This window comes from Micromonospora sp. NPDC127501 (assembly GCF_040302185.1).
Lineage (GTDB): Bacteria > Actinomycetota > Actinomycetes > Mycobacteriales > Micromonosporaceae > Micromonospora.
The window spans coordinates 1-23,667 of the sequence record NZ_JBEORJ010000008.1; the positions used below are offsets into that span (position 1 = coordinate 1).

At 74.0% G+C, this 23,667-nt stretch carries 18 protein-coding genes; 16 read left to right on the plus strand and 2 right to left on the minus strand.

The annotated features are described in order from the left end of the window. Positions 1-594 precede the first annotated feature (594 nt). On the plus strand, positions 595-1,578 hold the full coding sequence (locus ABTW72_RS19200; protein WP_350860988.1) for a tetratricopeptide repeat protein: 984 nt from the start codon (positions 595-597) through the stop codon (positions 1,576-1,578). Then, a complete protein-coding gene (locus ABTW72_RS19205; protein ID WP_350860504.1) occupies positions 1,575-2,606 on the plus strand; it encodes an HAD-IIA family hydrolase in 1,032 nt (343 codons plus the stop codon). Before ABTW72_RS19200 ends, ABTW72_RS19205 begins: the two co-directional genes overlap by 4 nt. Positions 2,607-2,618: 12 nt before the next feature. Here the strand turns inward: ABTW72_RS19205 and ABTW72_RS19210 are convergent, their stop codons facing one another. Next, complete coding sequence (locus tag ABTW72_RS19210) at positions 2,619-2,957, minus strand: SCP2 sterol-binding domain-containing protein (RefSeq protein ID WP_088947517.1); 339 nt, start codon at positions 2,955-2,957, stop codon at positions 2,619-2,621. A gap of 110 nt (positions 2,958-3,067) precedes the next feature. On the opposite strand from ABTW72_RS19210, the gene ABTW72_RS19215 reads away from it, so the two are divergent. From ABTW72_RS19215 to ABTW72_RS19235, 5 genes are all read left to right on the plus strand, one after another. Further along, the gene (locus tag ABTW72_RS19215; protein ID WP_350860506.1) at positions 3,068-3,658 is read left to right on the plus strand and encodes a phasin family protein; all 591 of its coding nucleotides are present in this window, start codon (positions 3,068-3,070) and stop codon (positions 3,656-3,658) included. Further along, complete coding sequence (locus ABTW72_RS19220; protein WP_350860508.1) at positions 3,655-3,930, plus strand: hypothetical protein; 276 nt, start codon at positions 3,655-3,657, stop codon at positions 3,928-3,930. The genes ABTW72_RS19215 and ABTW72_RS19220 overlap by 4 nt, the downstream gene beginning before the upstream one ends. Before the next feature lie 38 nt (positions 3,931-3,968). After that, the gene (locus ABTW72_RS19225; RefSeq protein WP_350860509.1) at positions 3,969-4,829 is read left to right on the plus strand and encodes a TlyA family RNA methyltransferase; all 861 of its coding nucleotides are present in this window, start codon (positions 3,969-3,971) and stop codon (positions 4,827-4,829) included. A 109-nt stretch (positions 4,830-4,938) separates the two neighbouring features. Continuing rightward, on the plus strand, positions 4,939-5,823 hold the full coding sequence (locus ABTW72_RS19230) for an NAD kinase (protein WP_091407282.1): 885 nt from the start codon (positions 4,939-4,941) through the stop codon (positions 5,821-5,823). A gap of 158 nt (positions 5,824-5,981) precedes the next feature. Beyond that, the gene (locus tag ABTW72_RS19235; RefSeq protein ID WP_350860511.1) at positions 5,982-9,701 is read left to right on the plus strand and encodes a S8 family serine peptidase; all 3,720 of its coding nucleotides are present in this window, start codon (positions 5,982-5,984) and stop codon (positions 9,699-9,701) included. An 80-nt stretch (positions 9,702-9,781) separates the two neighbouring features. On the opposite strand, the gene ABTW72_RS19240 is transcribed toward ABTW72_RS19235, so the two are convergent. Beyond that, the gene (locus ABTW72_RS19240; protein WP_350860513.1) at positions 9,782-10,801 is read right to left on the minus strand and encodes a helix-turn-helix domain-containing protein; all 1,020 of its coding nucleotides are present in this window, start codon (positions 10,799-10,801) and stop codon (positions 9,782-9,784) included. An 89-nt stretch (positions 10,802-10,890) separates the two neighbouring features. Here ABTW72_RS19240 and recN point away from each other — a divergent pair, with 89 nt between their 5' ends. The 9 genes from recN to ABTW72_RS19285 all read left to right on the plus strand — a co-directional run bounded on the left by recN (position 10,891) and on the right by ABTW72_RS19285 (position 23,630). Next, on the plus strand, positions 10,891-12,648 hold the full coding sequence (gene recN, locus ABTW72_RS19245; protein WP_350860990.1) for a DNA repair protein RecN: 1,758 nt from the start codon (positions 10,891-10,893) through the stop codon (positions 12,646-12,648). A gap of 119 nt (positions 12,649-12,767) precedes the next feature. Continuing rightward, entirely contained in the window at positions 12,768-13,946 is a 1,179-nt protein-coding gene (gene steA / locus ABTW72_RS19250; protein WP_091407271.1) for a putative cytokinetic ring protein SteA, read from the plus strand. 27 nt (positions 13,947-13,973) lie between these two features. Next, positions 13,974-14,915, plus strand: coding sequence for a copper transporter (locus ABTW72_RS19255; protein WP_091407269.1), 942 nt, complete (start codon positions 13,974-13,976; stop codon positions 14,913-14,915). A gap of 67 nt (positions 14,916-14,982) precedes the next feature. Continuing rightward, positions 14,983-15,849, plus strand: coding sequence for a hypothetical protein (locus ABTW72_RS19260; protein WP_350860516.1), 867 nt, complete (start codon positions 14,983-14,985; stop codon positions 15,847-15,849). A 1-nt stretch (position 15,850) separates the two neighbouring features. Next, positions 15,851-17,533 carry a murein biosynthesis integral membrane protein MurJ gene (gene murJ / locus ABTW72_RS19265; RefSeq protein WP_350860518.1) on the plus strand — a complete coding sequence of 561 codons (1,683 nt, stop codon included), beginning with the start codon at positions 15,851-15,853 and terminating at the stop codon, positions 17,531-17,533. Then, complete coding sequence (locus tag ABTW72_RS19270) at positions 17,530-18,699, plus strand: glycosyltransferase family 4 protein (protein WP_350860520.1); 1,170 nt, start codon at positions 17,530-17,532, stop codon at positions 18,697-18,699. Before murJ ends, ABTW72_RS19270 begins: the two co-directional genes overlap by 4 nt. Next, the gene (locus ABTW72_RS19275) at positions 18,699-21,113 is read left to right on the plus strand and encodes a hypothetical protein (protein WP_350860521.1); all 2,415 of its coding nucleotides are present in this window, start codon (positions 18,699-18,701) and stop codon (positions 21,111-21,113) included. The genes ABTW72_RS19270 and ABTW72_RS19275 overlap by 1 nt, the downstream gene beginning before the upstream one ends. 163 nt (positions 21,114-21,276) lie before the next feature. Continuing rightward, entirely contained in the window at positions 21,277-23,028 is a 1,752-nt protein-coding gene (pyrG, locus tag ABTW72_RS19280) for a CTP synthase (protein ID WP_350860523.1), read from the plus strand. Next, positions 23,025-23,630: an NUDIX domain-containing protein gene (locus ABTW72_RS19285; protein WP_112584273.1), complete on the plus strand. Its 606-nt coding sequence runs from the start codon at positions 23,025-23,027 to the stop codon at positions 23,628-23,630. The genes pyrG and ABTW72_RS19285 overlap by 4 nt, the downstream gene beginning before the upstream one ends. The last annotated feature ends 37 nt before the right edge of the window (positions 23,631-23,667 follow it).

The following is a 23,667-nucleotide window of genomic DNA, read 5'->3' on the forward strand; positions in this document are numbered from 1 at the left end:
TTCCGCGGTGGTGACCGCGACGGTGGTTTCCGTGGTGGTGACCGTCGTGAGGGCGGTTACCAGGGCGGCGACCGCACTCGTTCCGGCCCGCCCCGTGAGGGTGGCTTCCGTGGCGGTGACCGTGAGGGTGGTTTCCGTGGCGGCGACCGCCGCGAAGGCGGCTTCCGGGGCGGCGACCGTGATGGCTCGCGTTCCAGTGCTCCCCGTGAGGGTGGTTTCCGCGGTGGTGACCGCGATGGCTCGCGTTCCAGCGCTCCCCGTGAGGGCGGCTTCCGGGGCGGCGACCGTCGCGAAGGCGGCTTCCGTGGCGGGGACCGTGATGGCTCGCGCTCGGGCGCCCCGCGTGAGGGTGGTTTCCGTGGCGGTGACCGCGAGGGCGGTTACCGGGGCGGAGAGCGTACCGGCGGTTTCCGGTCCGACGAGCGGCCGCGCCGCGACGGGGAGTTCCGTCGCGATGACCGCACGGGTGGCTCCGAATCGTCCGAGGGTGGGCGTATCTCGGCTCCGGCGCTACCGGACGACATTGTCGCGACCGACCTCGACAAGGACGTTCGTGCTGAGCTGCTCTCGCTGAACAAGCCGGTCGCCGAGACGGTGGCCCGGCACCTGGTCGCCACTGGGCAGCTGATCGACGAGGATCCGGCCGAGGCGTTGGCGCACGCGCTGGCCGCCCGGCGGCTCGCGTCGCGCATCTCCGCTGTCCGTGAGGCGGTCGGCCTGGCCGCGTACCGCGCGGGGGAGTGGCAGTCGGCGATCGCCGAGCTGCGCACGTACCACCGGATGAGCGGATTGCAGAGCCACCTGGCCGTGCTCGCGGACTGCGAGCGGGCTCTCGGCCGGCCGGAACGGGCCATTGATCTGTTCCGTGGCGCGGACCGGGAGAAGCTGGACCAGGCCGTGGCGATCGAACTGCTGATCGTCGCCGCCGGCGCGCGGGGTGACCTCGGGCAGAAGGACGCCGCGGTCGCGATGCTCCAGGTTCCGGACCTCACCAACGAGGCCACCGTGCCGTGGACGGCCCGGCTGCGGTACGCGTACGCCGACGCGCTGCTCGCGGTGGGCCGGCGCGAGGAGGCCCGCGAATGGTTCTCCCGCGCTGCCGACGTGGACACCGAGGGCGAGACCGATGCCGCCGAGCGGCTGCTCGAACTCGACGGCGTGGTCATCGAGGGTGACGACGAGGACGAGGCCGCCGAGGAGATCGCCGCGGGCCCGGGCGCTCCCGGCGCGGTGCCGGCTCGACCCGACGCCGACCTGGCCGGCGAGGCGAACGACGACGACGACGACGATGACGACGACGACGACGATGACGACGACGACGACGACGATGACGATGACGACGATGACGACGAGGACTTCGACGACGACGAGGAGGACGACGCTGTCGGCCGCCCCGCTGACGACGAAGGCTTCGACGACGAGGACGAGGATCGTCACCCCACCGAGAGCGGCAACGCCGACGCGGCCACCACTGGAGACAGCGGCGTGACGGACGGGGACGCGGCGAACGGCGACGCGGCGAACGCCGACGGGACCGTGCCGGCCCGGGACGACGAGTCGGGGTCGACGCAGCGGTGAGCGCGGGCGTGGAGGAGCGGCTGGTCGACGGGTACACCCTGGTCGTCTTCGACCTGGACGGCGTGATCTACCTGATCGACCGGCCGATCCCCGGCGCCGTCGAGACGGTGGCCCGGCTGCACGCCGAGGGACGGGCGGTGGCGTACGCCACCAACAACGCGTCCCGCCGGTCCAGCGAGGTCGCGGACCTGCTGACCGGGATGGGCGTGCCGGCCCGGCCGGAGGAGGTCCTCACCTCCGCCGCCGCCTCGGCCGAGTTGCTGCGCGACCGGCTGCCCGCCGGCGCGTCGGTGCTGGTGGTCGGCGCGGAAGCGCTGCGCGCGGAGCTGCGCGCGGTCGGCCTGAACCCGGTCACCCAGGCCGATGAGAAGCCAGCCGCGGTGGTGCAGGGGTACGGCCCGCAGGTCGGCTGGGCCGAACTGGCTGAAGCGTCGGTAGCGGTGCGGGCGGGTGCGATCTGGATCGCCACCAACACCGATCGGACCCTGCCCAGTGGACGGGGACCACTGCCCGGCAACGGTTCGCTGGTCGCCGTGCTGCGGACGGCACTGGAGCGGGACCCCGACGTGGTGGTCGGCAAGCCGGAGCCGGCGCTGTTCGAGACCGCCGCCCGGCGCAGCGGCGGTGGGCGGAGCCTGGTGGTGGGTGACCGGCTGGACACCGACATCGAGGGCGCCCGCCGGGCCGGGCTGGACAGCCTGCTCGTGCTCACCGGCGTCAGCGGCGTACCGGAGCTGCTGGCCGCCGAGCCGAGGCGACGTCCCACGTACGTCGCGAAAGACCTGGCGGGGCTCTTTGACCCGGCTGCCGCCGTGCGGGTCCCGGGCCCGGCGGACGCCGGCGGCTGGTCCGTGACCGACCGGCACGGCACGCTGGAGCTGGCCGGGGCCGGTCGGCCGCTGGACGCCCTGGCGGCGCTCTGCGCGGTGGCCTGGTCGGCGTCGGTGCCGGCGCTACCGAAGATCCGTCCGGTGGGCCCGGACGCGGCCCACGCGGTGGAGAGTTTCGGTCTGACCGCGGCGGCGTGAGCCGGCCGGCTGTCAGAGCAGCTTGCGCAGCTTCAGCAGGTCGAACGGGTTGGCCTTGATCGACACCCGGCGGGAGGTCACCGCGCTGGTGACGTCCAGGTCGCCCCGGACCAGGGCGAGCAGGTCGTCGCTGGACGTGCTCAACGCGATCTTGGCCTTGGGGTCGTCGCCGTCGGTCAGCTCGACCAGCCGACCACCGGTGATCCGGCCGTGGAACGCGGTGTCCAGGTCGGTGATCCGGCAGGCCAGCGTCCGGTCCAGGTCGATCCGTTCGCGCACCGTCTCGGCGTTGCGATCCAACCGGGCGGCCAGCTCCTGCAACGCCTGCCGGCACTCGTCCACGCTGGCCACATCTCCCCCTTTTGATCGCCACGCCGTCCTCGGCACCGTACCGCACGGGTCGGTCCGGGGTGCCCGGTAGCGTGACACCTGCACACCCCGCCCCGTGGAAGGACTCAGGCATGCAGGACGCGTGGCGCGCCTACCTCGAGCTGGCCATGGGCCTTGCGGAGGCGCCCCGGAAGAAGGCCCAGGACGTGGCGCGTCGCCTCGTCGGCTCCGGCGGCGCGACCGCCGCCCAACTCCAGGCCCTCGGCGAGGAACTGGTCACCACCGGCGCCGCCAACCGGGAGGCGCTGACCAAGCTGGTGCGCTTCGAGGTCGACCGGGCCCTCGGTGCGGTCGGTCTGGCCACCGCCGACGAGGTGGCCGAGCTGACCCGGCGGGTGCACGACCTGGAACGGCAGCTACGGGAGGCGCGGTCCGCCGAGCCGGCCGGCGCGCCCACCGCCGGCCCCACGCCGCAACCCGACCCGACCGTCGCCGCGCGGCCCGGTGCCGGGCTCGTGCCGTCCGACGCGTCGGCCGGTGCCCCGGTCTCCGCGCCGGTGGCGAAGAAGGCAGTGGCGAAGAAGGCGGTCGCCAAGAAGGCCATCGCCAAGAGGTCGCCGGCGACGATCAGCCGGACCGCCGACGAGGACGTCCCGACGCCGGCCGTGATGCCCGCCAAGAAAGCGGCGGTTCGCAAGCAGCGGCCGGACGACGCCGAATGACCCGGCCCGGTCCACCGCCCGGCGGGTCCTTCCCGGCCCGGCCCGGTCCGCCGGCCGGCGGCTCGTTCCCCGCCCGGCCAGCTCCGCCGATGGGTGCCCGCCCCGGGCCGCCGCCGGATCTCGGGGACGACGAGACACGGCATCCGGCGGTGGACGCCGCCGTGCGGGCCATCGCCAACGCGGCGACGCTCGCTCCCGCCGACCAGATCGCCCAGTACGAGGCGGCCTACGAGACGCTGCGGGAAACCCTCGCCACCATCGACCAGACCTGAGCGGGACGACCAGGCCTGAGCAGACCGGAGAACCACCCATGGCACGTCGTAACCGGCTGGACGCCGAACTCGTCCGCCGCGGTCTGGCCCGCTCCCGTGAGCAGGCCGCCGCGCTGGTGGAGGCCGGCCGGGTCCAACTGCGGGGCGTGGTCGCCCGCAAGGCGGCCGCGATGGTCGACCCCGCCGACCCGCTCCTGGTGACCGGTGCGGACCCCGCTGAGGAGTACGTCTCCCGAGGCGGGCACAAGCTCGCCGGCGCGCTGGCCGCGTTCGCCCCCGGTGGGCTGCACGTGGCCGGGCGGCGTTGCCTGGACGCGGGAGCGTCGACCGGTGGGTTCACCGACGTGCTGCTGCGCGCCGACGCGGCCGAGGTGGTGGCCGTGGACGTCGGCTACGGGCAGCTCGCCTGGCCGCTGCGCACCAACGATCGGGTCCGCGTCCTGGAGCGCACGAATGTCCGTACCCTCGACGCTGACGCGATCGGCGGCCCGGTCGACCTCACGGTGGCCGACCTGTCGTTCATCTCGCTGCGACTGGTGCTGCCGGCGCTGGCCGGCTGCACCCGCGACGACGGTGACCTGGCACTGATGGTCAAGCCGCAGTTCGAGGTCGGCAAGGACCGGGTCGGCGCCGGCGGTGTGGTCCGCGATCCGGAGCTGCGCGCCGAAGCGGTGCTGGACGTGGCCGCGGCGGCCGCGCGGCTCGGCCTCGGACTGGCCGACGTGGCGGCCAGCCCGCTGCCCGGGCCGAGCGGCAACGTGGAGTTCTTCGTATGGTTGCGCCGGGGCGCACCAGCGGCCGACCCGGAGCGGGTGCGGGCCGTGGTTGCGGCCGGGCCGGACGGCTCGACGACGGCCGGCGAGGTGCCGGACGTGGCGGCGGAGGAGGTCGCAGGGTGAACGCGCGCAGTGAGGACGCCGCAACGGGCCGCACGGTGACACGCGGCCGTGCCAAGGCGACGGCGCCGGTGGCGCGACGCCGCCCGGTCCGGCGTGGGCGGGCGGCCCGATGAGCCGGACCGCGCTGCTGGTGACCCACACCGGCCGTCGGCGCAGCACCGAGCACGCCCGGTCGGTCGCCGCCGACCTGATCGACGCCGGTTTCGAGGTACGGGTGGTCGCCGACGAGGCCGACGACCTCGATCTGCCCGGCGTGGTGCCGGTCGCCGGCCCGCAGGCCGCCGAGGGCGCCGAGATCGTCTTCGCGCTCGGTGGAGACGGCACCTTCCTGCGCGCCGCCGAGCTGGCCCGGCCCGCGAAGGCTCCGCTGCTCGGCATCAACCTCGGCAAGGTGGGCTTCCTGGCGGAGGCGGAGATCGACGATCTGGACACCGCCGTCCGGGACGTCGTCGGCCGCAACTACACGGTCGACGAGCGGCTGACCCTGGACGTCACGGCCGAGTTCGACGGTGGGCCGACCATCGAGTCCTGGGCGCTCAACGAGATCAGCATCGAGAAGGGCGAGCGGGCCCAGATGCTGGAGCTGCTCGTCGATGTGGACGGTCGGCCGCTGTCGCGCTACGGCTGCGACGGTGTCGTCTGCGCCACCCCCACCGGCTCCACCGCGTACGCGTTCTCCGGTGGCGGCCCCGTGGTCTGGCCGGAGGTGGAGGCGCTGCTGCTGGTGCCGATCAGCGCGCACGCGTTGTTCAGCCGCCCGTTGGTCACGGCCCCGACGTCCACCTTCGTGATCACCGTGGACCCGTTCACCACCCTCGCCGTGCTCTCCTGCGACGGCCGGCGCGTCTACGACCTGCCACCCGGCGCGCGGGTGACGGTGCGTCGGGGCGCCCTGCCGGTACGCATCGTGCGGCTGCGTCCCCGCCCGTTCACCGACCGGCTGGTGGCCAAGTTCGGCCTCCCCGTGCACGGTTGGCGTGGCAGCCGCCGGTGACCGTGGGGCACACGGTCGGTGGATGTCGGTTGTCCACCTGACGACATGTCGCCGCTGCGGCGGCTGGCGACTAGTGACCTGGTGACACGCTCCGACGCAGACTCCGATCGGCCCTCATCTACGGATGGCGGGCCTGGAGGAGTAGAGGAGCCCATCGCATGCACTGGTCCCCACGCTGGCTCGCCGTCGGCGCGGTCGGCGCGTTGGTGGTCGGCATCGCCGCACCGGCGTCCGCCGACCCGCCCGCCCGGCCCACCGGCCCGACGTCGGGCACGCCCGCCCAGCACGCACCCGTCCGCATCACCCTGATCACCGGCGACCAGGTCGAGCTCGCGCCCGCGGCGCCGGGCCGGTTCGCCGCCACTGTCCGCCCGGGACCCGGGCGCGAGCGCGTCATCTTCCAGACCCTGGAGGTCGACGGCCGGCTGCGGGTGCTGCCCAGCGACGCCGTGCCCTACGTTTCGAGCGGGGTCCTCGACGCCAACCTGTTCGACGTGCAGGAGTTGGCCGCCGACGGATACGGCGACGCCGCGCAGGGCGCGTTGCCACTGATCGTGCGCTACCAGGAGCAGACGGCCGGGCGGGTCAAGCCGCTTGCCGGTGCCACCGACGCCCGGCCGTTGGAGAGCATCAACGGCGCGGCGCTGCGGGTCGGCAAGGGGGCCCTCGGCAACCTGTGGACCACGCTCGCCGGTACGCCGGCCAGCCGGACCACGACTGCCGCCGCGCCCCGACTGGGTGCCGGCATCGCCCGTATCTGGCTGGACGGGCGGGTCCGCCCGGCGCTGGAGCACTCCGTGCCGCAGATCGGCGCCCCGACGGCCTGGGCGGCCGGGCGCGACGGTGCCGGCGTGAAGGTGGCGGTGCTCGACACCGGTGTCGACGCCACCCACCCCGACCTGGCCGGTCGGGTCGCCGAGGCGCAGGACTTCTCCGGCAGCGGCAGCGCCCGCGACGGGCACGGCCACGGCACCCACGTGGCCGCCACCATCGCCGGCAGCGGGGCGGCGTCCGACGGGTTGCGCAAGGGTGTCGCCCCGGGTGCGCGGCTACTGGTCGGCAAGGTGCTCGACGACGCTGGCTCCGGCTACAGCTCGTCCATCATCGCGGGCATGGAGTGGGCCGCCCACTCCGGCGCGAAGGTGGTCAGCATGAGCCTCGGTGGCGACCCCACCGACGGCACCGACCCGATGAGCCAGGCGGTGAACGACCTGACCGCTGAGACCGGCGCGCTGTTCGTGGTCGCCGCCGGCAACGCGGGCGCCGCGCGTACCGTCGGCGCGCCCGGCGCGGCCGCGGCGGCGCTCACCGTCGGCGCCGTAGACCGTGCCGACAACCTGGCGGAGTTCTCCAGCCGGGGCCCGCGCCTCGGCGACAACGGTCTCAAGCCCGAGATCACCGCGCCGGGCGTCGGCATCGTCGCCGCCCGGGCCGCCGGCACCGCCATGGGTACGCCGGTGGACGACGCGTACACGACCGCGTCCGGCACCTCGATGGCCACCCCGCACGTGGCTGGAGCGGCGGCGATCCTCGCCCAGGAACACCCGGACTGGGCCGCCGCGAAGCTCAAGGACGCGCTGGTCAGCACCACGAAGGCGAACCCGGCGCTGACCGTCTTCGAGCAGGGTGGCGGTCGGGTCGACGTGGCGCGGGCGCTCGGCCAGCGGGTGTACGCCTCGGCCACCGCGGACTTCGGCCGGATCTCCACCGGCGGTGCGGCGGTCGAGCGGACCGTGACGTACACCAACGGCACGAAGACCGCGCAGACCCTGCGACTGGCCCTGGAACTGCGCAACCTGGACACCGGCGTGGCCGAGCCCGACGGGGTCACCGTGACCTCCGCCGAGGTGACCGTGCCGGCGGGCGGCAGCGTGGCCGTGCCGCTGCGCGCCGACCCGGCGAAGCTGGGCCGGGGCCCGCACGGTGGCTGGCTGGTGGCGACAGGCACGGACGGCGTTGCGGTACGGACCCCGGTCGGGCTCACCGTCAGCGGTCCCGTGCACCAACTCACCATCAAGCTGCTGGACCGGCAGGGTCAGCCGGGCCTCTCGCCGGGATTGACCGTCTTCGGTGAGCAGCCCGAGTCGGACTTCTGGGGCATGTGGGGTGGCGAGGGCACCCTGGAGGTCGAGGAGGGCACGTACGTGCTGACCGCGCTGGTGACGCACGGCGTCCCGTTGGACGAGCAGATGACCCAGATCATCGAGCCAGAGGTGACCGTCGACCGGGACCTGACCGTGGTGCTCGACGCGCGCAAGGGCACACCGGTGCGGATCGAGACGCCGAAGCCCAGCGAGCAGCGGGCCACGCTCAGCTACTACGTGCACCGGGTGCTGGGCAATGGCCGGCAGATCGACCACGGCGTGATGGCCTACAGCACCGTTCAGCAGGTCAACGTCACGCCGACCCGTCAGGTGCGCCAGGGCGAGTTCGAGTTCGCCTCGCGATGGCAGCTCGTCGCGCCCATGGTGGACGCGAAGATCAGCGGCGTGTCCGGTCCGTCGGACATCAACCTGCTGGGCACGTCGCCGGCGCCGACCGGTCGGCGGAAGCTGCCGCTGGTCTCGGCCGGCACCGGCACCCCCGCCGAGCTGACCCGGGTGCGGGGCGCCGCCGTGCTGCTCGGCGCCGACCCGAACCGCTCGGAAGAGGAGCAGGTGGCCGCCGCCGCGGCAGCCGGCGCCGCTGCGGTGCTGATCGTCCGGCCAGAGGACCAGAGCGCGTGGACGGTCTGGCGGCCTACCGGAGACCGGCTGCCGATCCCGTCGATGGTGGTCGCGTACGACGACGGGCAGCGGCTGATCGCGGCGGCGCGCAAGGGTCGGGCGACGCTGGACCTGACGCTGACCGTGGACAGCCCCTACCTGTACGACGTGTGGCAGGTGTCGAAGGGCCGGGTGCCGGAGCGTGTCGTGCACACGGTGACCGCCAGGAACACCGCCGAGGTGACCGCGAGCTACGGCGACATGGGCGCGGGCTGGGCCACCGAGGAGCGGTTCGGCTGGCGTCCGTGGCAGGAGTACGCCTGGAACGACGACCAGCGCATGGTCCGTAACGGCACCACCCGGCAGGAGTTCGTCAGTGCCGGGGACTCCTGGTGGCAGCAACGGGTGCTGCACAAGCAGATGTTCATGCAGTGGGGGCAGCTGGCCGGTGGCCTGACCCAGCAGCCCCGGCGTTACGCCGCCGACGACCGGGTGACCGAGACCTGGCACACGCCGGTGCTCCGTCCGGCCGTCCCGGCCAGCGGGGTGCCGGTGCCCACCCGCACCGGTGACAACCTGGAGTTGCGGGTGCCCGAGTTCGTCGACGCCGAGGGGCACTACAGCGTGGCCGGCGAGAGCGAGGAGTCGGACACCGTCACGGCGCGGGTCAGCCGCAACGGGCAGCAGATCGCGGACCTCTCCGACGGCTGGGCGTCGGTGCCCACGACCGCCGGGGCCGCCCGCTACCGCCTGGACGTGACCACGCAGCGGTCCTCGGCCGACTGGCGTTACGGCACGCGGACCGACACGGCCTGGGAGTTCACCTCGGCCCGACCGGCGGGCGACGCCGCCAAGGCGTTGTCGCTGCTCCAGGTGGACTACCGGGTGCCGGCCGACCTGCGCGGCACGGTACGCGGCAACCGGCCGCACCAGCTCGGGCTGACCCTGCGGCAGCCGGCCGGGGTGCCGGCGCCGACCGGTGCCAGTGTCCGGGTGCAGGTCTCCTTCGACGGGGGCGTCACCTGGCGCAACGCGCCGACCACGGGGTCGGGCACCCGGTACACCGCGACCGTGCCGGCGGGGCGCGGAACGGTGTCGCTGCGGGTGCACGCCGCCGACCGGGCCGGGAACACCGTCGACCAGACGGTGCTCCAGGCGTACGGGCTGCGCTGATCGGACGGGGCGGGGCGGCCTGGCCGTCCCGCCCTGCCGGTTGAGGGTCCGCCGTCGATCGACGGCGGACCCTTTTCGCGTCAGAGCCAGCCGCGTCGGGCCACCTGGAACGCCAACCCGGGCCGGGTGTCCACGCCGGCGGCGGCCATCAGGTCGGCGATCCGCCGTTGCACGGTCCGCCGGCTCACCCCGAGCTGGGAGGCGATGGACTTGTCCGGTACGCCCGCCACGAACAGCGACAGCAGCCGGGCCTCGTCGGCGTCGGGCTGGTAACCGTCGCCCGGCTGGTCGGCGGGCTCCGGCCGTCGAGCCTCGGGGGTCGTGACGGCGAGGGGGTCGTCGAGCCGCAGCCGGGTGGCCACCCGCCAGTGGCTCTCGAAGAGGGCGAGCAGCGCGTCGAGCAGTTGACTGCGGCCGATCACGGCGGCGCTCGGTTCGCCGCCGTCGCGGTCGGGCACCAACGGGCAGATGGCCGTGCGGGCGTCCACGATGGCCAGTCGGACCGGCAGCCGGTCCAAGACGCGGGCCTGCTCCCCGGCGGCGACCCCCTTGGCCAGGTCGGCCAACGCGCCCGGCTCCAGCAGCAGGTCACGCTCGTAGATGGCCCGGTAGCTCACCCCACGGGCCAGCGCGTCGAACTCCTCGACATTCTCCGGGCCGGCCATGGCGAGGGGATTGGCCCGGCAGAACCAGAGCACCTCGGTACGCGCCGAGTTCTGCAGGTCGCGCAGGCGGTCCCGCAGGACCCGGGCGCCGGTGATCACCTCGACCAGGTGGTCGACGTGGTGTCGGCGCAGCCCGGAGCGGTACTCCTCGGCCAGTTGGGTGACCAGTCGGCGGGCCGACTCCAGGTCCTCCTGGCGTCGCAGCAGCGTCCCGCCGAGGGCGACGTCCGGGGCTGTCGGGCGCAGCGGGGCGTCCGGGTCGTTGTCGCTGCGCTGCACGAGGCCCTTGCCGCGCAGTGCCTCGACCTGCGCGACGACCTGCTCACGGGGCCGGTGCAGGCGACGGGCCAACTCGTCGATGCGGGCCGTGGTGAGCTGGAGCAGGCAGCGGTAGAGCTCCTCTTCAGCCGAGGTCAGGCCGATCACGTCCAACACGGGGCAGAACTGTACGTCGGCCGGGTACGGGCCCTACCCGGGCCCGTCGGCTGGTCAAGTGTCGGGCCTCGCGTCTACTGTCGGTGGCTGTGCTGGAAGAGCTGCGCATCACCGGACTGGGCGTCATCGAAGACACCACGCTGCCGTTGACCGGCGGCATGAACGTCATCACCGGCGAGACCGGTGCGGGCAAGACGATGGTGGTCACCGGCCTCGGCCTGCTCTTCGGCGGCCGGGCCGACGCCGGGCGGGTCCGCGCCCAACCCGGCCGTGCGGTGGTGGAGGGGCGGCTGCGGCTGCACGGGCGGGTCGCCGACGCCGTGCACGCGCGGATCATCGAGGCCGGCGGCGAACCCGACGAGGACGGCTCGGTGCTGCTGAGCCGCACGGTGACGGTGGAGGGGCGCTCGCGCGCCCACGTCGGCGGTCGGAGCATGCCGGTGTCGATGCTCGGTGAGGTCGGCGAGCAGGCGGTCGCCGTGCACGGCCAGTCCGACCAGCTGCGGCTGCTGCGCCCGGCCGAGCAGCGGGCCGCACTGGACCGGTTCGCCGGCCCCGCGCACGAGAAGCTGCTCGACGCGCTGCGCGAGGCGTACACGGGGTGGCGTCGGGTCGTCGACGACCTGGCCGACCGTCGGCGCAACGCCCGCGAGCGCAACCAGGAGGCCGACCTGCTGCGGTTGGGCCTCGACGAGATCACCCGGGTCGATCCGCAGCCCGGCGAGGACGACGAGCTGAAGACCGAGGCGCAACGGCTGGAGCACGCCGAGGGCCTGCGGACGGCCGCGCAGATCGCCCAGCAGTGCGTGGCCGGTGGCGTGGAGGCCGCCGAGGAGACCCCGGACGCGGCGGCGCTGCTCGGCACCGCCCGGCGGACCCTGGAGGCGCAGTCCGGCACCGATCCGGCGCTCGGTGAGCTGGCAGCCCGCCTGGAGGAGGCGGCCACCCTGGTCACCGACGTGTCCGCGGAGTTGTCGGCGTACCTGGCAACGCTGGACGCGGACCCGGCCCGGTTGCAGCACGTCTACGAGCGGCGGGCGGCGCTGCGCGCGTTGACCCGCAAGTACGCCGACGACGTCGACGGGGTGATCGCCTGGGCCGATCGGGCGCGCACCCGACTGTCCGACCTGGACATGTCCGACGACGTGCTCGACGAGTTGGAGCGGGAGGGCCAGCGGCTCGCCGTCGAGGTGGCCGACCTGGCCGGGCGGGTGTCCACCTCCCGGCAGGAGGCGGCGGTCCGCTTCGCCGACCAGGTCACCGTCGAGTTGGCCGGGCTGGCCATGCCGCACGCGCGGATCGAGGTGGCGGTGCTGCCCCGTCCGGCCGGGCGTGCGGAGCCGACGCTTGCGGTCAACGGCGTCGAGGTGGGTGTCGCGCCGGACGGTGGTGACGAGGTGGAGCTGCGGTTGCTGGCCCACCCGGGCGCGCCGTCGCTGCCGTTGCAGCGCGGTGCCTCCGGCGGTGAGCTGTCCCGGGTGATGCTCGCCATCGAGGTCGTGTTCGCCGGTTCCGGCGGCCCGCCCACGTTGGTTTTCGACGAGGTCGACGCGGGGGTCGGTGGGCAGGCGGCGGTGGAGATCGGCCGCCGGCTGGCCCGACTGGCCCGTAGTCACCAGGTGCTGGTGGTCACGCACCTGCCGCAGGTGGCCGCGTTCGCCGACCGGCATCTGGTGGTGGCGAAGGACACCGGCGGCGCGGTGACGACCAGCGGGGTGCGGGTGGTGGAGGACACCGAGCGGGCTCGGGAGTTGGCGCGCATGCTGGCGGGTTTGCCCGATTCAGATCTGGGTATCGCCCACGCCGAGGAGCTTTTGGCAGTGGCCGCCAAGGAAAGGCGGTTGTGACCCCGCGTATTGTGAGCGCAAGCACACCGGCTTGTGCCGGTGTGTGCTTCCCTGGGTAGGCGGCCCTGCTCAGGCATGTCGCGACAGAAAAGCCTGCCTCACATGCCAGGATGGTCACGATGCGTCTACCCACGTTGCGCCGGAACCGGAACTCCGAACCGGGCAGAGTCCTCGGCACCGCGCGCCTTGATCGCCGGACGAAACGCCTGGTCGGTCGGCTGCGCCCCGGTGACATCGCGGTCATCGACCACGTCGACCTGGACCGGGTGGCGGCCGACTCGCTCGTCGCCGTCGGGGTCGCGGCGGTGCTCAACGCCAAGCCCTCGGTCTCCGGCCGTTACCCGAACCTCGGCCCGGAGGTGTTGATCGCCGCCGGCATTCCGCTCCTCGACGACCTGGGTGAGGGCGTCTTCGAGCGCATCCGCGAGGGCGACCAGGTGCGCATCGAGGGCAACACGGTCTTCGCCGGTGACGAGCCGGTGGCCCACGGCAGCCTTCAGGACGCCGAGTCGGTCGGCAAGGCGATGGCGGACGCCCGGGAGGGTCTGTCGGTGCAGTTGGAGGCGTTCGCCGCCAACACGATGGACTACCTGCGCCAGGAGCGCGACCTGCTGCTCGACGGTGTCGGAGTGCCGGACATCGAGACCCAGATGCAGGGTCGGCACTGCCTGATCGTGGTGCGCGGCTACGACTACAAGGCCGACCTGGACGTGCTGCGCCCGTACATCCGGGAGTTCAAGCCGGTGCTCATCGGCGTCGACGGCGGCGCGGACGCTCTGGTCGAGGCCGGCTACACCCCCGACATGATCATCGGGGACATGGATTCGGTCACCGACGACGTGCTGCGCTGCGGCGCCGAGGTGATCGTGCACGCGTACCCGGACGGGCGTGCGCCCGGCCTGCCCCGGGTCAACGGCCTCGGTGTGCCGGCGATCACCTTCCCGGCCGCGGCGACCAGCGAGGACCTGGCCATGCTGCTCGCCGACGAGAAGGGTGCCTCGCTCCTGGTCGCGGTCGGCACCCACGCCACCCTCGTGGAGTTCCTCGACAAGGGCCGCGGCGGGATGGCCTCGACGTTCCTGACCCGGCTGAAGGTCGGCGGCAAGCTGGTCGACGCCAAGGGGGTGAGCCGGCTCTACCGGCAGAGCATCTCCGGCTCGTCGCTGCTGCTGCTGGTGCTGTCGGCGATCGCGGCGATGGCGTCCGCGGTGGCCGTGTCGACCGTCGGGAAGGCGTACCTGGGCGTGGTCGCCGAGTGGTGGGACAATTTTGTGTTCCAGCTGTACCGGCTCTTCTAGTTCCCGACCGATCAAGAGGCTGCAAGCGTGATCAACTTCCGCTACCACGTGGTGTCCCTCACCGCGGTCTTCCTGGCTCTGGCGATCGGCCTGGTGGTCGGCACAGCCGCCCTCAACGGCCCGGTCGCCGACTCGCTCAAGGAGCAGGTCACCGGGCTCCGCAAGGACAACCAGCAGTGGCGCCAGACGGTCAGCAACATGGAGAAGCAACTCGCGCTGGAGGAGGAGTTCGCCGAGGAGATCTCCCAGGTCGTCCTGCCCGGCACCCTCTCCGGGCGTCGGGTCGTGGTGCTGAGCCTGCCCAACGGGCGTGACCACACCGAGGGCGTGCTCAAGAAGCTCCAGCAGGCCGGGGCCACCATCACCGGTCAGGTCGACCTGCAGGACAAGTTCATCAACCCGGACAACAACTCCAACCTGCTGGAGTTGGCCGTCACCGCCGCCCGCCCGACCGCGCAGACCACCGGCCTGCCGGGCAACGGGCACGGCGTGGAAACCTCCAGCGCGCTGCTGGCCAGCGTCCTGCTGGACCGGGCCCAGGGCGTCGCGCCGGTCAGTGACGCGGACCGGCGGGCGGTGCTCGCCGCCTACAACAACGCCGGCTACCTGACCACCGACAGCAACAAGGTCACCGCCTCGGCGGAGGCGGTCGTCGTGGTCAGCGGTCAGCCGTACGTCGACAAGGACTCCGACAAGCGGGACGAGTCGGTGGTCAAGATCGCCGAGCAGTTCGACCGGACCGGGGCGATCGTGGTGGGCGGCAACGGTTCCGTCGGTGGCAACCTGGTCGGCGTGGTGCGCGGCGACCCGGTGCTCGCGCAAACCATTTCCACGGTCGACAACGCCAACACCGTGCAGGGCCAGGTGGTCACCACCCTTGCCCTGGTGCAGCAACTCACCGAGAAGAAGGCCGGGCAGTACGGCGTCGGCGACAACGCCCCGTCGCTGCTGCCTAGACTGCCCCAGTGAGCGAACGACGTACCCCCGTGTCCGGATCCGACCAGGTGGCGCGTGACCGAGCCAGCGAGGTGACGGCGTGAGCGCCCTGGGCCGGCTGTTGATCGCCGGCGCGGGCGCCGCGGCGGCCCGCTACGCGCTGCGTGAGGCGCGCACCTCGCCGGCCGGGCCCGCGTTGGAACGCACCAACTTCCGTGGCCGCACGGTGAGCCTGGCCGCCGGGCCGGCCCTCGCCGCCGGTGCGGCCGCCGCCGGCGCGTTCGGTGCCACCGGCGGTGCCGCCGGTGGGGCCGCGTTGGTCGCCGGTCTCGGCGCGGGCGGCGTCGGGCTGTACGACGACGTGGTCGGCGCGCGGCCGGAGCAGAAGGCGGCCAAGGGTTTCGCCGGGCACCTCGCCGCGCTGCGCCAGGGGCGGGTCACCGCCGGTCTGGTCAAGGTCGTCGGGGTGGGCGCCGCCGGGCTGGGCGCTGCCGCGCTGCTCGCCGCCGACTCCCGGGTCGCCGCGCACCCGCGCCGGCAGCGGCACGGTGCGTTCGGCCGGGGTGTCGACGTGCTGCTCGGCGCCGGCGTGATCGCCGGCACGGCCAACCTGCTCAACCTGCTCGACCTGCGGCCGGGCCGCGCCCTCAAGTCCGGGCTGCTGCTCGCGGCGCCGCTGAGCGGCGGCCCGCAGGGCGGGATCGCCGCGGGTGCGGCCGGTGCCGCCGCCGGCCTGCTCCGCGACGACCTGGCCGAGGAGGTGATGCTCGGCGACAGTGGGGCGAACGCGCTCGGGGCGGTGCTCGGCGTCGCGCTCGCCGCCCGTACCGGCCCGCTCGGCCGGGCCGGTCTGCTCGCCGTCCTGGCCGGGCTCACCGCCGCCAGCGAGAAGGTCAGCTTCACCGCGGTGATCCAGCGGACCCCGGGGCTACGCGAACTCGACGCACTGGGCCGACGCGCCGACTGACGTGACCAGACCGGCACCCCTCGCCGGCGCCGGCCGGCTGGCCGGGGCAGCCGCGCTCATCGCCGTCCTCACCGTGGCCAGCCGACTCGCCGGCTTCGGCCGCACCGCCGTGTTCACCTGGAGCTTGGCGCCCACCGACCTCGGTGGCACCTACGTGGTGGCCAACGCGGTGCCGAATTTCATCTTCGAGATCGTCGCCGGGGGAGCGCTGGCCAGCCTCGTCGTACCGTTGCTCGCCGGCGCGGTCGCGGCGGGCGACCGGACGGCCGTGGCCCGGACCACCGGTGCGTTGCTGACCTGGACGCTGGCCCTGCTGGTTCCGCTGGCGCTGCTCGTGGTGCTGCTCGCCGGCCCGGTGGTCGAGTCGCTGGGCCACCACCTGACCACCGCCCAGCAGCAGAGCGGCGTGCGGATGCTGCGGGTCTTCGCGCCGCAACTGCCGCTGTACGGGGTCGGCATCGTGCTCACCGGGGTGCTCCAGGCACATCGCCGTTTCGCCTGGCCGGTGCTCGCCCCGTTGCTGTCCAGCCTCACCGTCATCGTCGTGTACCTGGGGTTCACCGTCACGCAGGGCCGGTACGCCACGGTCGGCGGGGTCAGCCCCGGCGGTGAGTTGCTGCTCTCCGGCGGCACCACCCTCGGCGTGGTGGTGTTGTCGTTGTCGTTGCTGATTCCGGTCCGCCGGTTGCGTCTCGGGCTGCGGCCCGGCTTCGGGTTTCCCACCGACGCGCGGGCCCGGGTCGGCGGGTTGGCGGTGGCCGGAGCGGTCACCGTCACCACCCAGCAGATCGCTCTGATCGTCAGCCTGAACCAGGTCACCGCCGGCGCGCGGAGCAACCCGGGCGTCTACAACCTGGCGCAGACCGTCTACCTGTTGCCGTGGGCGGTGCTGGCGGTGCCGCTGGCCATCGCCGCCTACCCGACCCTGGCGGCGGCGCGGGCCGCCGGGGACGAGCAGACCTACCGCACGACCCTGGCACCGGCCGTCCGCGGTGTGCTCCTGTTCAGTTGCCTCGGCACGGCCGCGTTGATCGGGACCGCCGGGCCGGTCGGGCACTTCTTCTTCCCGTCGGACACCGCGTCGACCGCCGCCGCCGCGATCATCGGGTACGCCCCCGGTCTGGTCGGCTACGGCCTCTTCGCGGTGCTCACCCGGGCGCTCTACGCGCGGGGCGAGACCCGGGCGGCGACGCTCGCCACGGCGGTCGGCTTCCTGGTGGTGCCGGTCGTCGTCCTGCTGCTCGGCGCGGTGCTGCCGTTGCGCGACCGGGTGCTCGCGGTGACGTCCGCGAACTCGGTGGGGATGCTGGTGCTCGGCGTCCTGCTGCTCCTGGCGGTGCGGCGCAGCGCCGGCCGTCCCGCCCTCGCGGGAGCGGCCCGGGCCGCAGCGGCCGGTGGCCTCGCCGGTGTGCTCGCTGGGCTCGCCGGGCTGGGCCTCAGCCGTTGGCTCGACCAGTCGGACGGCGGCACCCCGACGACGGCGGCGGCGTTCGGTCAGGGCATGCTGTCCGGGGTTCTGGTTGGGGTTGTGTTCCTCGCCGTGGTCTGGTTCGTCGACCGGCGGGACGTACAGCCACTGCTCGCCGGGGTGCTGCGGCGTCTGGGCCGGCGGGGGCCGTCCGGCGGTGCGCCGACACCGGGCTCCGCGGAGCGGGGCGACGGGAAGGAGACGGCGACGCGATGACTGAGCCAGCTCAGCCTGCCAACTGGTCGGGCACCGTCGCGTTGGTGCTCGCGTCCAGCACCGGCGGGGTCGGCCAGCACGTCCGTTCGGTGGCCCGTGGCCTCGTCGCGGGCGGCACCACCGTCGTGGTCTGCGGGCCCGCCGCCACTCAGGAGCAGTTCGACTTCACCGGTGTCGGTGCGCGGTTCGAGCCGGTGGAGATCCCGGCCAGCCCGACTCCGGCCGACGCGCGGGCGGTGCTCGCGCTGCGCCGGGCGCTCGCCGCCGCTCACGTCGACGTGGTGCACGCGCACGGCCTGCGGGCCGGGTTGGTCGCCGTGCTGGCACGTCCGGCCGCCCCGCTGATCGTCACCTGGCACAACGCGGTGCTCGCGGGGGGACTGCGGGGCGGTGTGTCCCGGCTCGTCGAACGGGTGGTCGCCCGGGGCGTCCGGGTGGCGCTCGGCGCCTCCGCGGACCTGGTGCGACGGGCCGCCGAGGTGGGTGCCGCCGACGCCCGGCTCGCCCCGGTCGCCGCGCCGACGCTGCCCGCGCCGCGTCGGCGCCCGGCGGCGGTACGCGCCGAGTTCGGCGTCCGCCCGGACCAGCCGTTGATCGTCTCGGTCGGTCGGTTGCACCCGCAGAAGCGTTACGACGTGCTGATCGACGCGGCGGCCCGCTGGCGTACGCGTACCCCGCCGCCGGTCGTGGTGATCGCGGGCAGCGGGCCGGCGTATCTGCCGCTCGCCGCGCGGACGTCGGCCGCCCGCGCCCCGGTGACCCTGCTGGGGCACCGCACCGACGTGGCCGACCTGCTCGCCGGCGCCGACCTGGCGGTGGTGACCAGCGACTGGGAGGCGCGACAGCTCTTCGCCCAGGAGGCGCTGCGCGCCGGCGTGCCGCTGGTGGCCACCGCTGTCGGCGGGCTCCCGGACCTGGTCGGCGACGCCGCCACGCTGGTCCCCGCCGGTGACGTGGACGCTGTCGACACGGCCGTACGCGCGTTGCTGGACGACCCGGCGGCGCGTGCGGAGTTGGGCCGGCGTGGCGCCGAGCGGGCGGCGACGTGGCCGACCGAGGCGGACACGGTGGCCACGCTTGCCGCCCTCTACGCCGAGCTGGCCGGAAATCCCGGCGGTCCGGCGGCCGCCCCGGGCTCCGACGCCCCGAGAACGGGACACCGGTGATGCTGCGCCGAATCGCCCCCGCCCTGTTGACAGTGCTCGTGGTGGCGCTGGGCGTCACCGCGCTCGCCGCCCGTCCACCCCAGGGCACTCCGCAACGCACCGCCGACTTCGTGGTGCTCGCCGGGATCGCCGGGCTGCGCTGGGAGGACGTTGATCCGCAGAGCACCCCGACGCTGTGGCGGATGGCCCAGGACGGCTCGATCGGCTCACTGTCGGTGCGTTCCGCGCACCGGCCCACCTGCCCGGTGGACGGCTGGCTGACCCTCGGCGCGGGCAGCTTCGCCGCGTGGAACGGCAGCCGGTCGGTCGACGGTTGCCCGTCGGCGGGGGTGACGGTGGAACAACCGGACGGCATCGGCGCGAACCTGCCGGACCAGGAGAGCGTGGTCCAGTACAACCAGCAGCGGCTGCCCTGGGGTGCCCTGCCCGGCTCGTTGTCCGAGTCGGTGCGATGCTCCGTCGCCGTCGGCCCGGGCGCGGCCGTGGCCGCCGCCCGACCGTTCGGCCGCGTCGACCGGTACGCCTCGGGGCTGCCGGCCGATCCGCGGCCGCTGCTCGGCTCGTGTGTGCTGAGCATCGTCGACCTCGGCACGGTCGAGGGGGCCGACCCGGCCACCCGCGCGGAGGAGGCCCGCGCGGCGGACGCCGAGCTGGCCCGGGTGCTGGCGGCGCGACCCCCGCGGTCGTTGGTGATGGTCGCGGGGATCTCCGACACCACCCAGCCGGCCCGGCTGCACGTGGCGGTCGCCGACGGGCCGGGCTGGGAGCGGGGGTGGCTCACCTCGGCCAGCACCGGCCGGGACGGGTACCTGCAACTTGTCGACCTCGCGCCGACCGCCCTCGCCGCGTTGGGCCGGCCCATGCCGGAGCGGCTCTTCCTCGGCCGCCCGGCGATCAGCACCGGTGACCGCCCCGCCGACCTGACCGAGGCCATCAACGCGCCGGCGAACGCCGACCGGGAGGCGGCCGCCCAGCGCTCCGTCTCCGGGGCGTTCTTCGCGCTGCTCGCCGGGGCGCAGGTGCTGCTGGCGATCGCGATGCTGCCGCTGCTGCGCCGCGCCCGTCCGCACGCCGGCCCGGCCGGCCCGACGCCCGTCTCCGGGCGGATCGTGGCGGTGATGGAGGTGCTGCTGGTCGCCGTGGCGTTGACAGTGCCGGCGGCGCTGCTGGCCGACGCGGTGCCCTGGTGGCGCGGCGAGCACCCCGGGTGGATCTTCGCCGGGGTGACCGCGCTGCTGGTGGCCGCCGGCACCGCGGCGGTGCGGTTCGCCCCCGGGTACGCGAACACCCTCGGGCCGCTCGGAGCGGTGGCCGGCCTCACCACGCTCGTGGTCGGGCTGGACGTGCTCACCGGGGCCCGCCTCCAGCTCAACAGCGTGGTCGGCTACTCCGCGTTGCAGGGCGGCCGGTACGCCGGGCTGAGCACTGTGGGGTTGGGAGTGTTCCTCGCCGGTGCGCTGGTCACCGGCGGCTGGTTCGCCCAACGGGTGCACCGGGGCTGGCGACCGGCGGTGATGGTGGCGGTGGGTGGTCTCGCCGTGGTGGTGGTCGGCAGCCCGTACCTGGGCGCCGACCCGGTCGGCGCGATCGCGCTCACCGCCGGGGTGAGCGTCGCCGCCGTGATCAGCGCCGGCGGCTGGTTGACGATCAGCCGGCTGGCCTGGGCCGCCATGGCCGCGCTGGCGGTCGGTATCGGGTTCGCCGTGGTGGACCTGCGGCGTCCGCCGGGGGAGCGGGGCAGCCTGGGCCGGTTCCTCTCCGCGCTCGGTGACGGCACCGGCGGGTTCGCCGTGCACCGGTCCAGCACGGAGAACTTCGAGACGTTGGTCAACAGCCCGTTGACGGTGCTGGCGCTGGCCGGCGGGTTGCTGGTGTGGTTCGCCCTGTTGCAGCCGTGGGGTGGGCTGATGCGGCTGTTCGGCATCTACCCGGCGGTCCGGGCGGCGCTGGCCGGCACTGTGGTCGCCGCGGTGCTCGGTGGTGTGCTCGACGGCGCGGCCCTGGACGTGATGGGCGCTGCCGCCGCCCTGGTGGTGCCGATGGCCGCCCTGGCGTCGCTACGGGTGCTCGGGCACGCGGCGGACCGGACCCGCCCGGCAGCGGGCCGCTCCCGCGCCAACGGCGCCGACGACGACTCGGGGTCCGGCGGGGTCGGCCCGGTCGGTGGGGGTGACGGTCCGACCGGCGGCGGTGGGCCACTGGGTGCCGTGCATCCCCGTCCGATCGCCGGCCCGCCTCCGAGCGCACCGGTGACCCTCGCCCAACCGGCGTCGGACGCTGCGGGCGAGCGCCGCGGGGGCGCCGACGAACCGGCCGAGCCGACCGCGAGCCTGTCGACGCCGGACGCCGACCCGACGGTGCCCGTAGCGCCCCGGCAGGTCTCCCGGTCATCGACGGAGGTTGCCGCGTCCTGAGCGCCGGGCCTCGTCCGGATGGCCCGGAGGTGTCGCAGCCGGGGTGCGGCCTGCGGGTACCCGCCCGGGAGGTGTTACCGTCGAATCCCGTGGATCGCGTGATCACTCTGCTGATCAAGCACGGCGGTCTGCATGACCGCGACAGACGACACGGGAGCAGGCCTTGGCCCCATCAGCACGGACGACCAGGCACATTTTCGTCACCGGGGGCGTCGCCTCCTCGCTGGGTAAGGGCCTCACCGCCTCCAGCCTCGGCAACCTGCTGACCGCGCGCGGGCTGCGCGTGGTGATGCAGAAGCTCGACCCCTACCTGAACGTCGACCCGGGGACGATGAACCCGTTCCAGCACGGTGAGGTCTTCGTCACCGAGGACGGCGCCGAGACCGACCTCGACGTCGGGCACTACGAGCGGTTCCTCGACCGGGCGCTGTCCGGCAAGGCGAACGTCACCACCGGCCAGATCTACTCCGACGTGATCGCCAAGGAGCGGCGCGGCGAGTACCTGGGCGACACCGTCCAGGTCATCCCGCACATCACCAACGAGATCAAGTCGCGGATCCTGGCGATGGCCGACCCGGACGAGGACGGCCAACTCCCCGACGTGGTGATCACCGAGGTCGGTGGCACGGTCGGCGACATCGAGTCGCTGCCGTTCCTGGAGGCGATCCGTCAGGTCCGCCACGACCTGGGCCGCGACAACTGCTTCTACCTGCACGTGTCGCTGGTGCCGTACCTGGCGCCCTCGGGTGAGCTGAAGACCAAGCCCACCCAGCACTCGGTGGCGCAGCTGCGCAACATCGGTATCCAGCCGGACGCGATCGTGCTCCGCTGTGACCGGGAGATCCCGGTGAAGCTCAAGGAGAAGCTGTCGCTCTACTGCGACGTGGACGCCGAGGCGGTCGTCGCCGCCCCGGACGCCCCGAGCATCTACGACATCCCGAAGGTGCTGCACCGGGAGGGGCTCGACGCGTACGTGGTGCGCCGACTCGGCCTCTCCTTCCGGGACGTGGACTGGGCCAGCTGGGACGACCTGCTGGAGCGGGTGCACCGCCCCCGGCACACCGTCACCGTCGCGGTGGTCGGCAAGTACGTCGACCTGCCCGACGCGTACCTGTCGGTGAGTGAGGCGATCCGGGCGGCGGGCTTCGGCCACCGGGCCCGGGTGCAGCTGCGTTGGGTGCCCAGCGACGAGTGCGTCACCCCGGCCGGCGCCTCCGCGGCGTTGGCCGGCGTGGACGGCATCCTCATCCCCGGCGGCTTCGGCGTACGCGGCATCGAGGGCAAGATCGGCACCGCCCGGTACGCCCGCGAGGCCGGCATCCCGCTGCTCGGCCTCTGCCTCGGCCTGCAGTGCATGACCATCGAGGTGGCCCGGCACCTGGCCGACCTGGACGGCGCCAACTCGTTGGAGTTCGACGAGCAGGCGGCCCACCCGGTCATCGCCACGATGGCCGACCAGGAGGACATCGTCGCCGGTCGGGGCGACCTGGGCGGCACCATGCGGCTGGGCGCGTACCCGGCGACGCTGACCGAGGGCTCGATCGTCGCCGAGGCGTACGGCAGCACCGAGATCAGCGAGCGGCACCGGCACCGGTACGAGGTGAACAACGCCTACCGGGACGCGCTGACCAAGGCGGGCCTGCACATCTCCGGCACCTCGCCGGACGGCCGGCTGGTCGAGTTCATCGAACTGGACCGGAGCCTGCACCCGTTCTTCGTGGCCACCCAGGCGCACCCCGAGTTGAAGAGCCGCCCGACCCGCCCGCACCCGCTGTTCGCCTCGTTCGTCAAGGCCGCGGTGGCGTACTCGCAGGCCGATCAGCTGCCGGTCGACCTGGACGCGACGGCGGAGGCCCCGACGACGCGCAAGGCCGCCCGCAACGGCGCCGCGACGAAGGCGTCGTCGGCCTCGTGAGCGAGCTGGAGCACCGCTACGAGGTGCGTTCCCGGGAGGAGCGGTACCGGGGGCGGATCTTCGACGTGGTCACCGAGGAGGTGACCATGCCGGGCGGTGGGACTGGGCTGCGGGACCTCGTCCGGCACGTCGGTGCGGTGGCCGTGGTGGCGCTCGACGACGCCGGTCAGGTGGTGCTGATCCGGCAGTACCGGCACCCGGTCGGGCGGCACCTGTGGGAGCTGCCGGCCGGTCTGATGGACGTCTCCGGCGAGGAGTTGCCGGCGGCCGCGCTGCGGGAGCTGGCCGAAGAGGCCGACCTCACCGCCGGGCGGGTCGACGTGCTTGTCGACCTGCACAGCTCGCCCGGGTTCACCAACGAGATCGTCCGGGTGTTCCTGGCCCGCGACCTCGGCGACGTGCCGGCCGACGAGCGGCACGAGCGCCACGACGAGGAGGCCGACCTCCAGGTCGTCCGGATCGACCTGGACGAGGCGGTCGCCATGGTCCTGGCCGGCGAGATCACCAACGCGTCCGCGGTGGCCGGGCTGCTGGCCGCGGCCCGCGCCCGGGACACCGGCTTCACGCAGCTGCGCCGGGCGGACGCGCCGCTGCCGCGCTGAGCGTCGCCGCCGGTCCAGCCCGGTGGGGGAGTACGCG

Coding starts and splice junctions, on each gene's coding strand:
- ABTW72_RS19215 (WP_350860506.1), top strand. CDS start 3,068: ATGCAGGACGCGTGGCGCGCCTACCTCGAGCTGGCCATGGGCCTTGCG.
- ABTW72_RS19225 (WP_350860509.1), top strand. CDS start 3,969: ATGGCACGTCGTAACCGGCTGGACGCCGAACTCGTCCGCCGCGGTCTG.
- ABTW72_RS19230 (WP_091407282.1), top strand. CDS start 4,939: ATGAGCCGGACCGCGCTGCTGGTGACCCACACCGGCCGTCGGCGCAGC.
- steA (WP_091407271.1), top strand. CDS start 12,768: ATGCGTCTACCCACGTTGCGCCGGAACCGGAACTCCGAACCGGGCAGA.
- ABTW72_RS19270 (WP_350860520.1), top strand. CDS start 17,530: ATGACTGAGCCAGCTCAGCCTGCCAACTGGTCGGGCACCGTCGCGTTG.
- ABTW72_RS19220 (WP_350860508.1), top strand. CDS start 3,655: ATGACCCGGCCCGGTCCACCGCCCGGCGGGTCCTTCCCGGCCCGGCCC.
- ABTW72_RS19235 (WP_350860511.1), top strand. CDS start 5,982: ATGCACTGGTCCCCACGCTGGCTCGCCGTCGGCGCGGTCGGCGCGTTG.
- ABTW72_RS19275 (WP_350860521.1), top strand. CDS start 18,699: ATGCTGCGCCGAATCGCCCCCGCCCTGTTGACAGTGCTCGTGGTGGCG.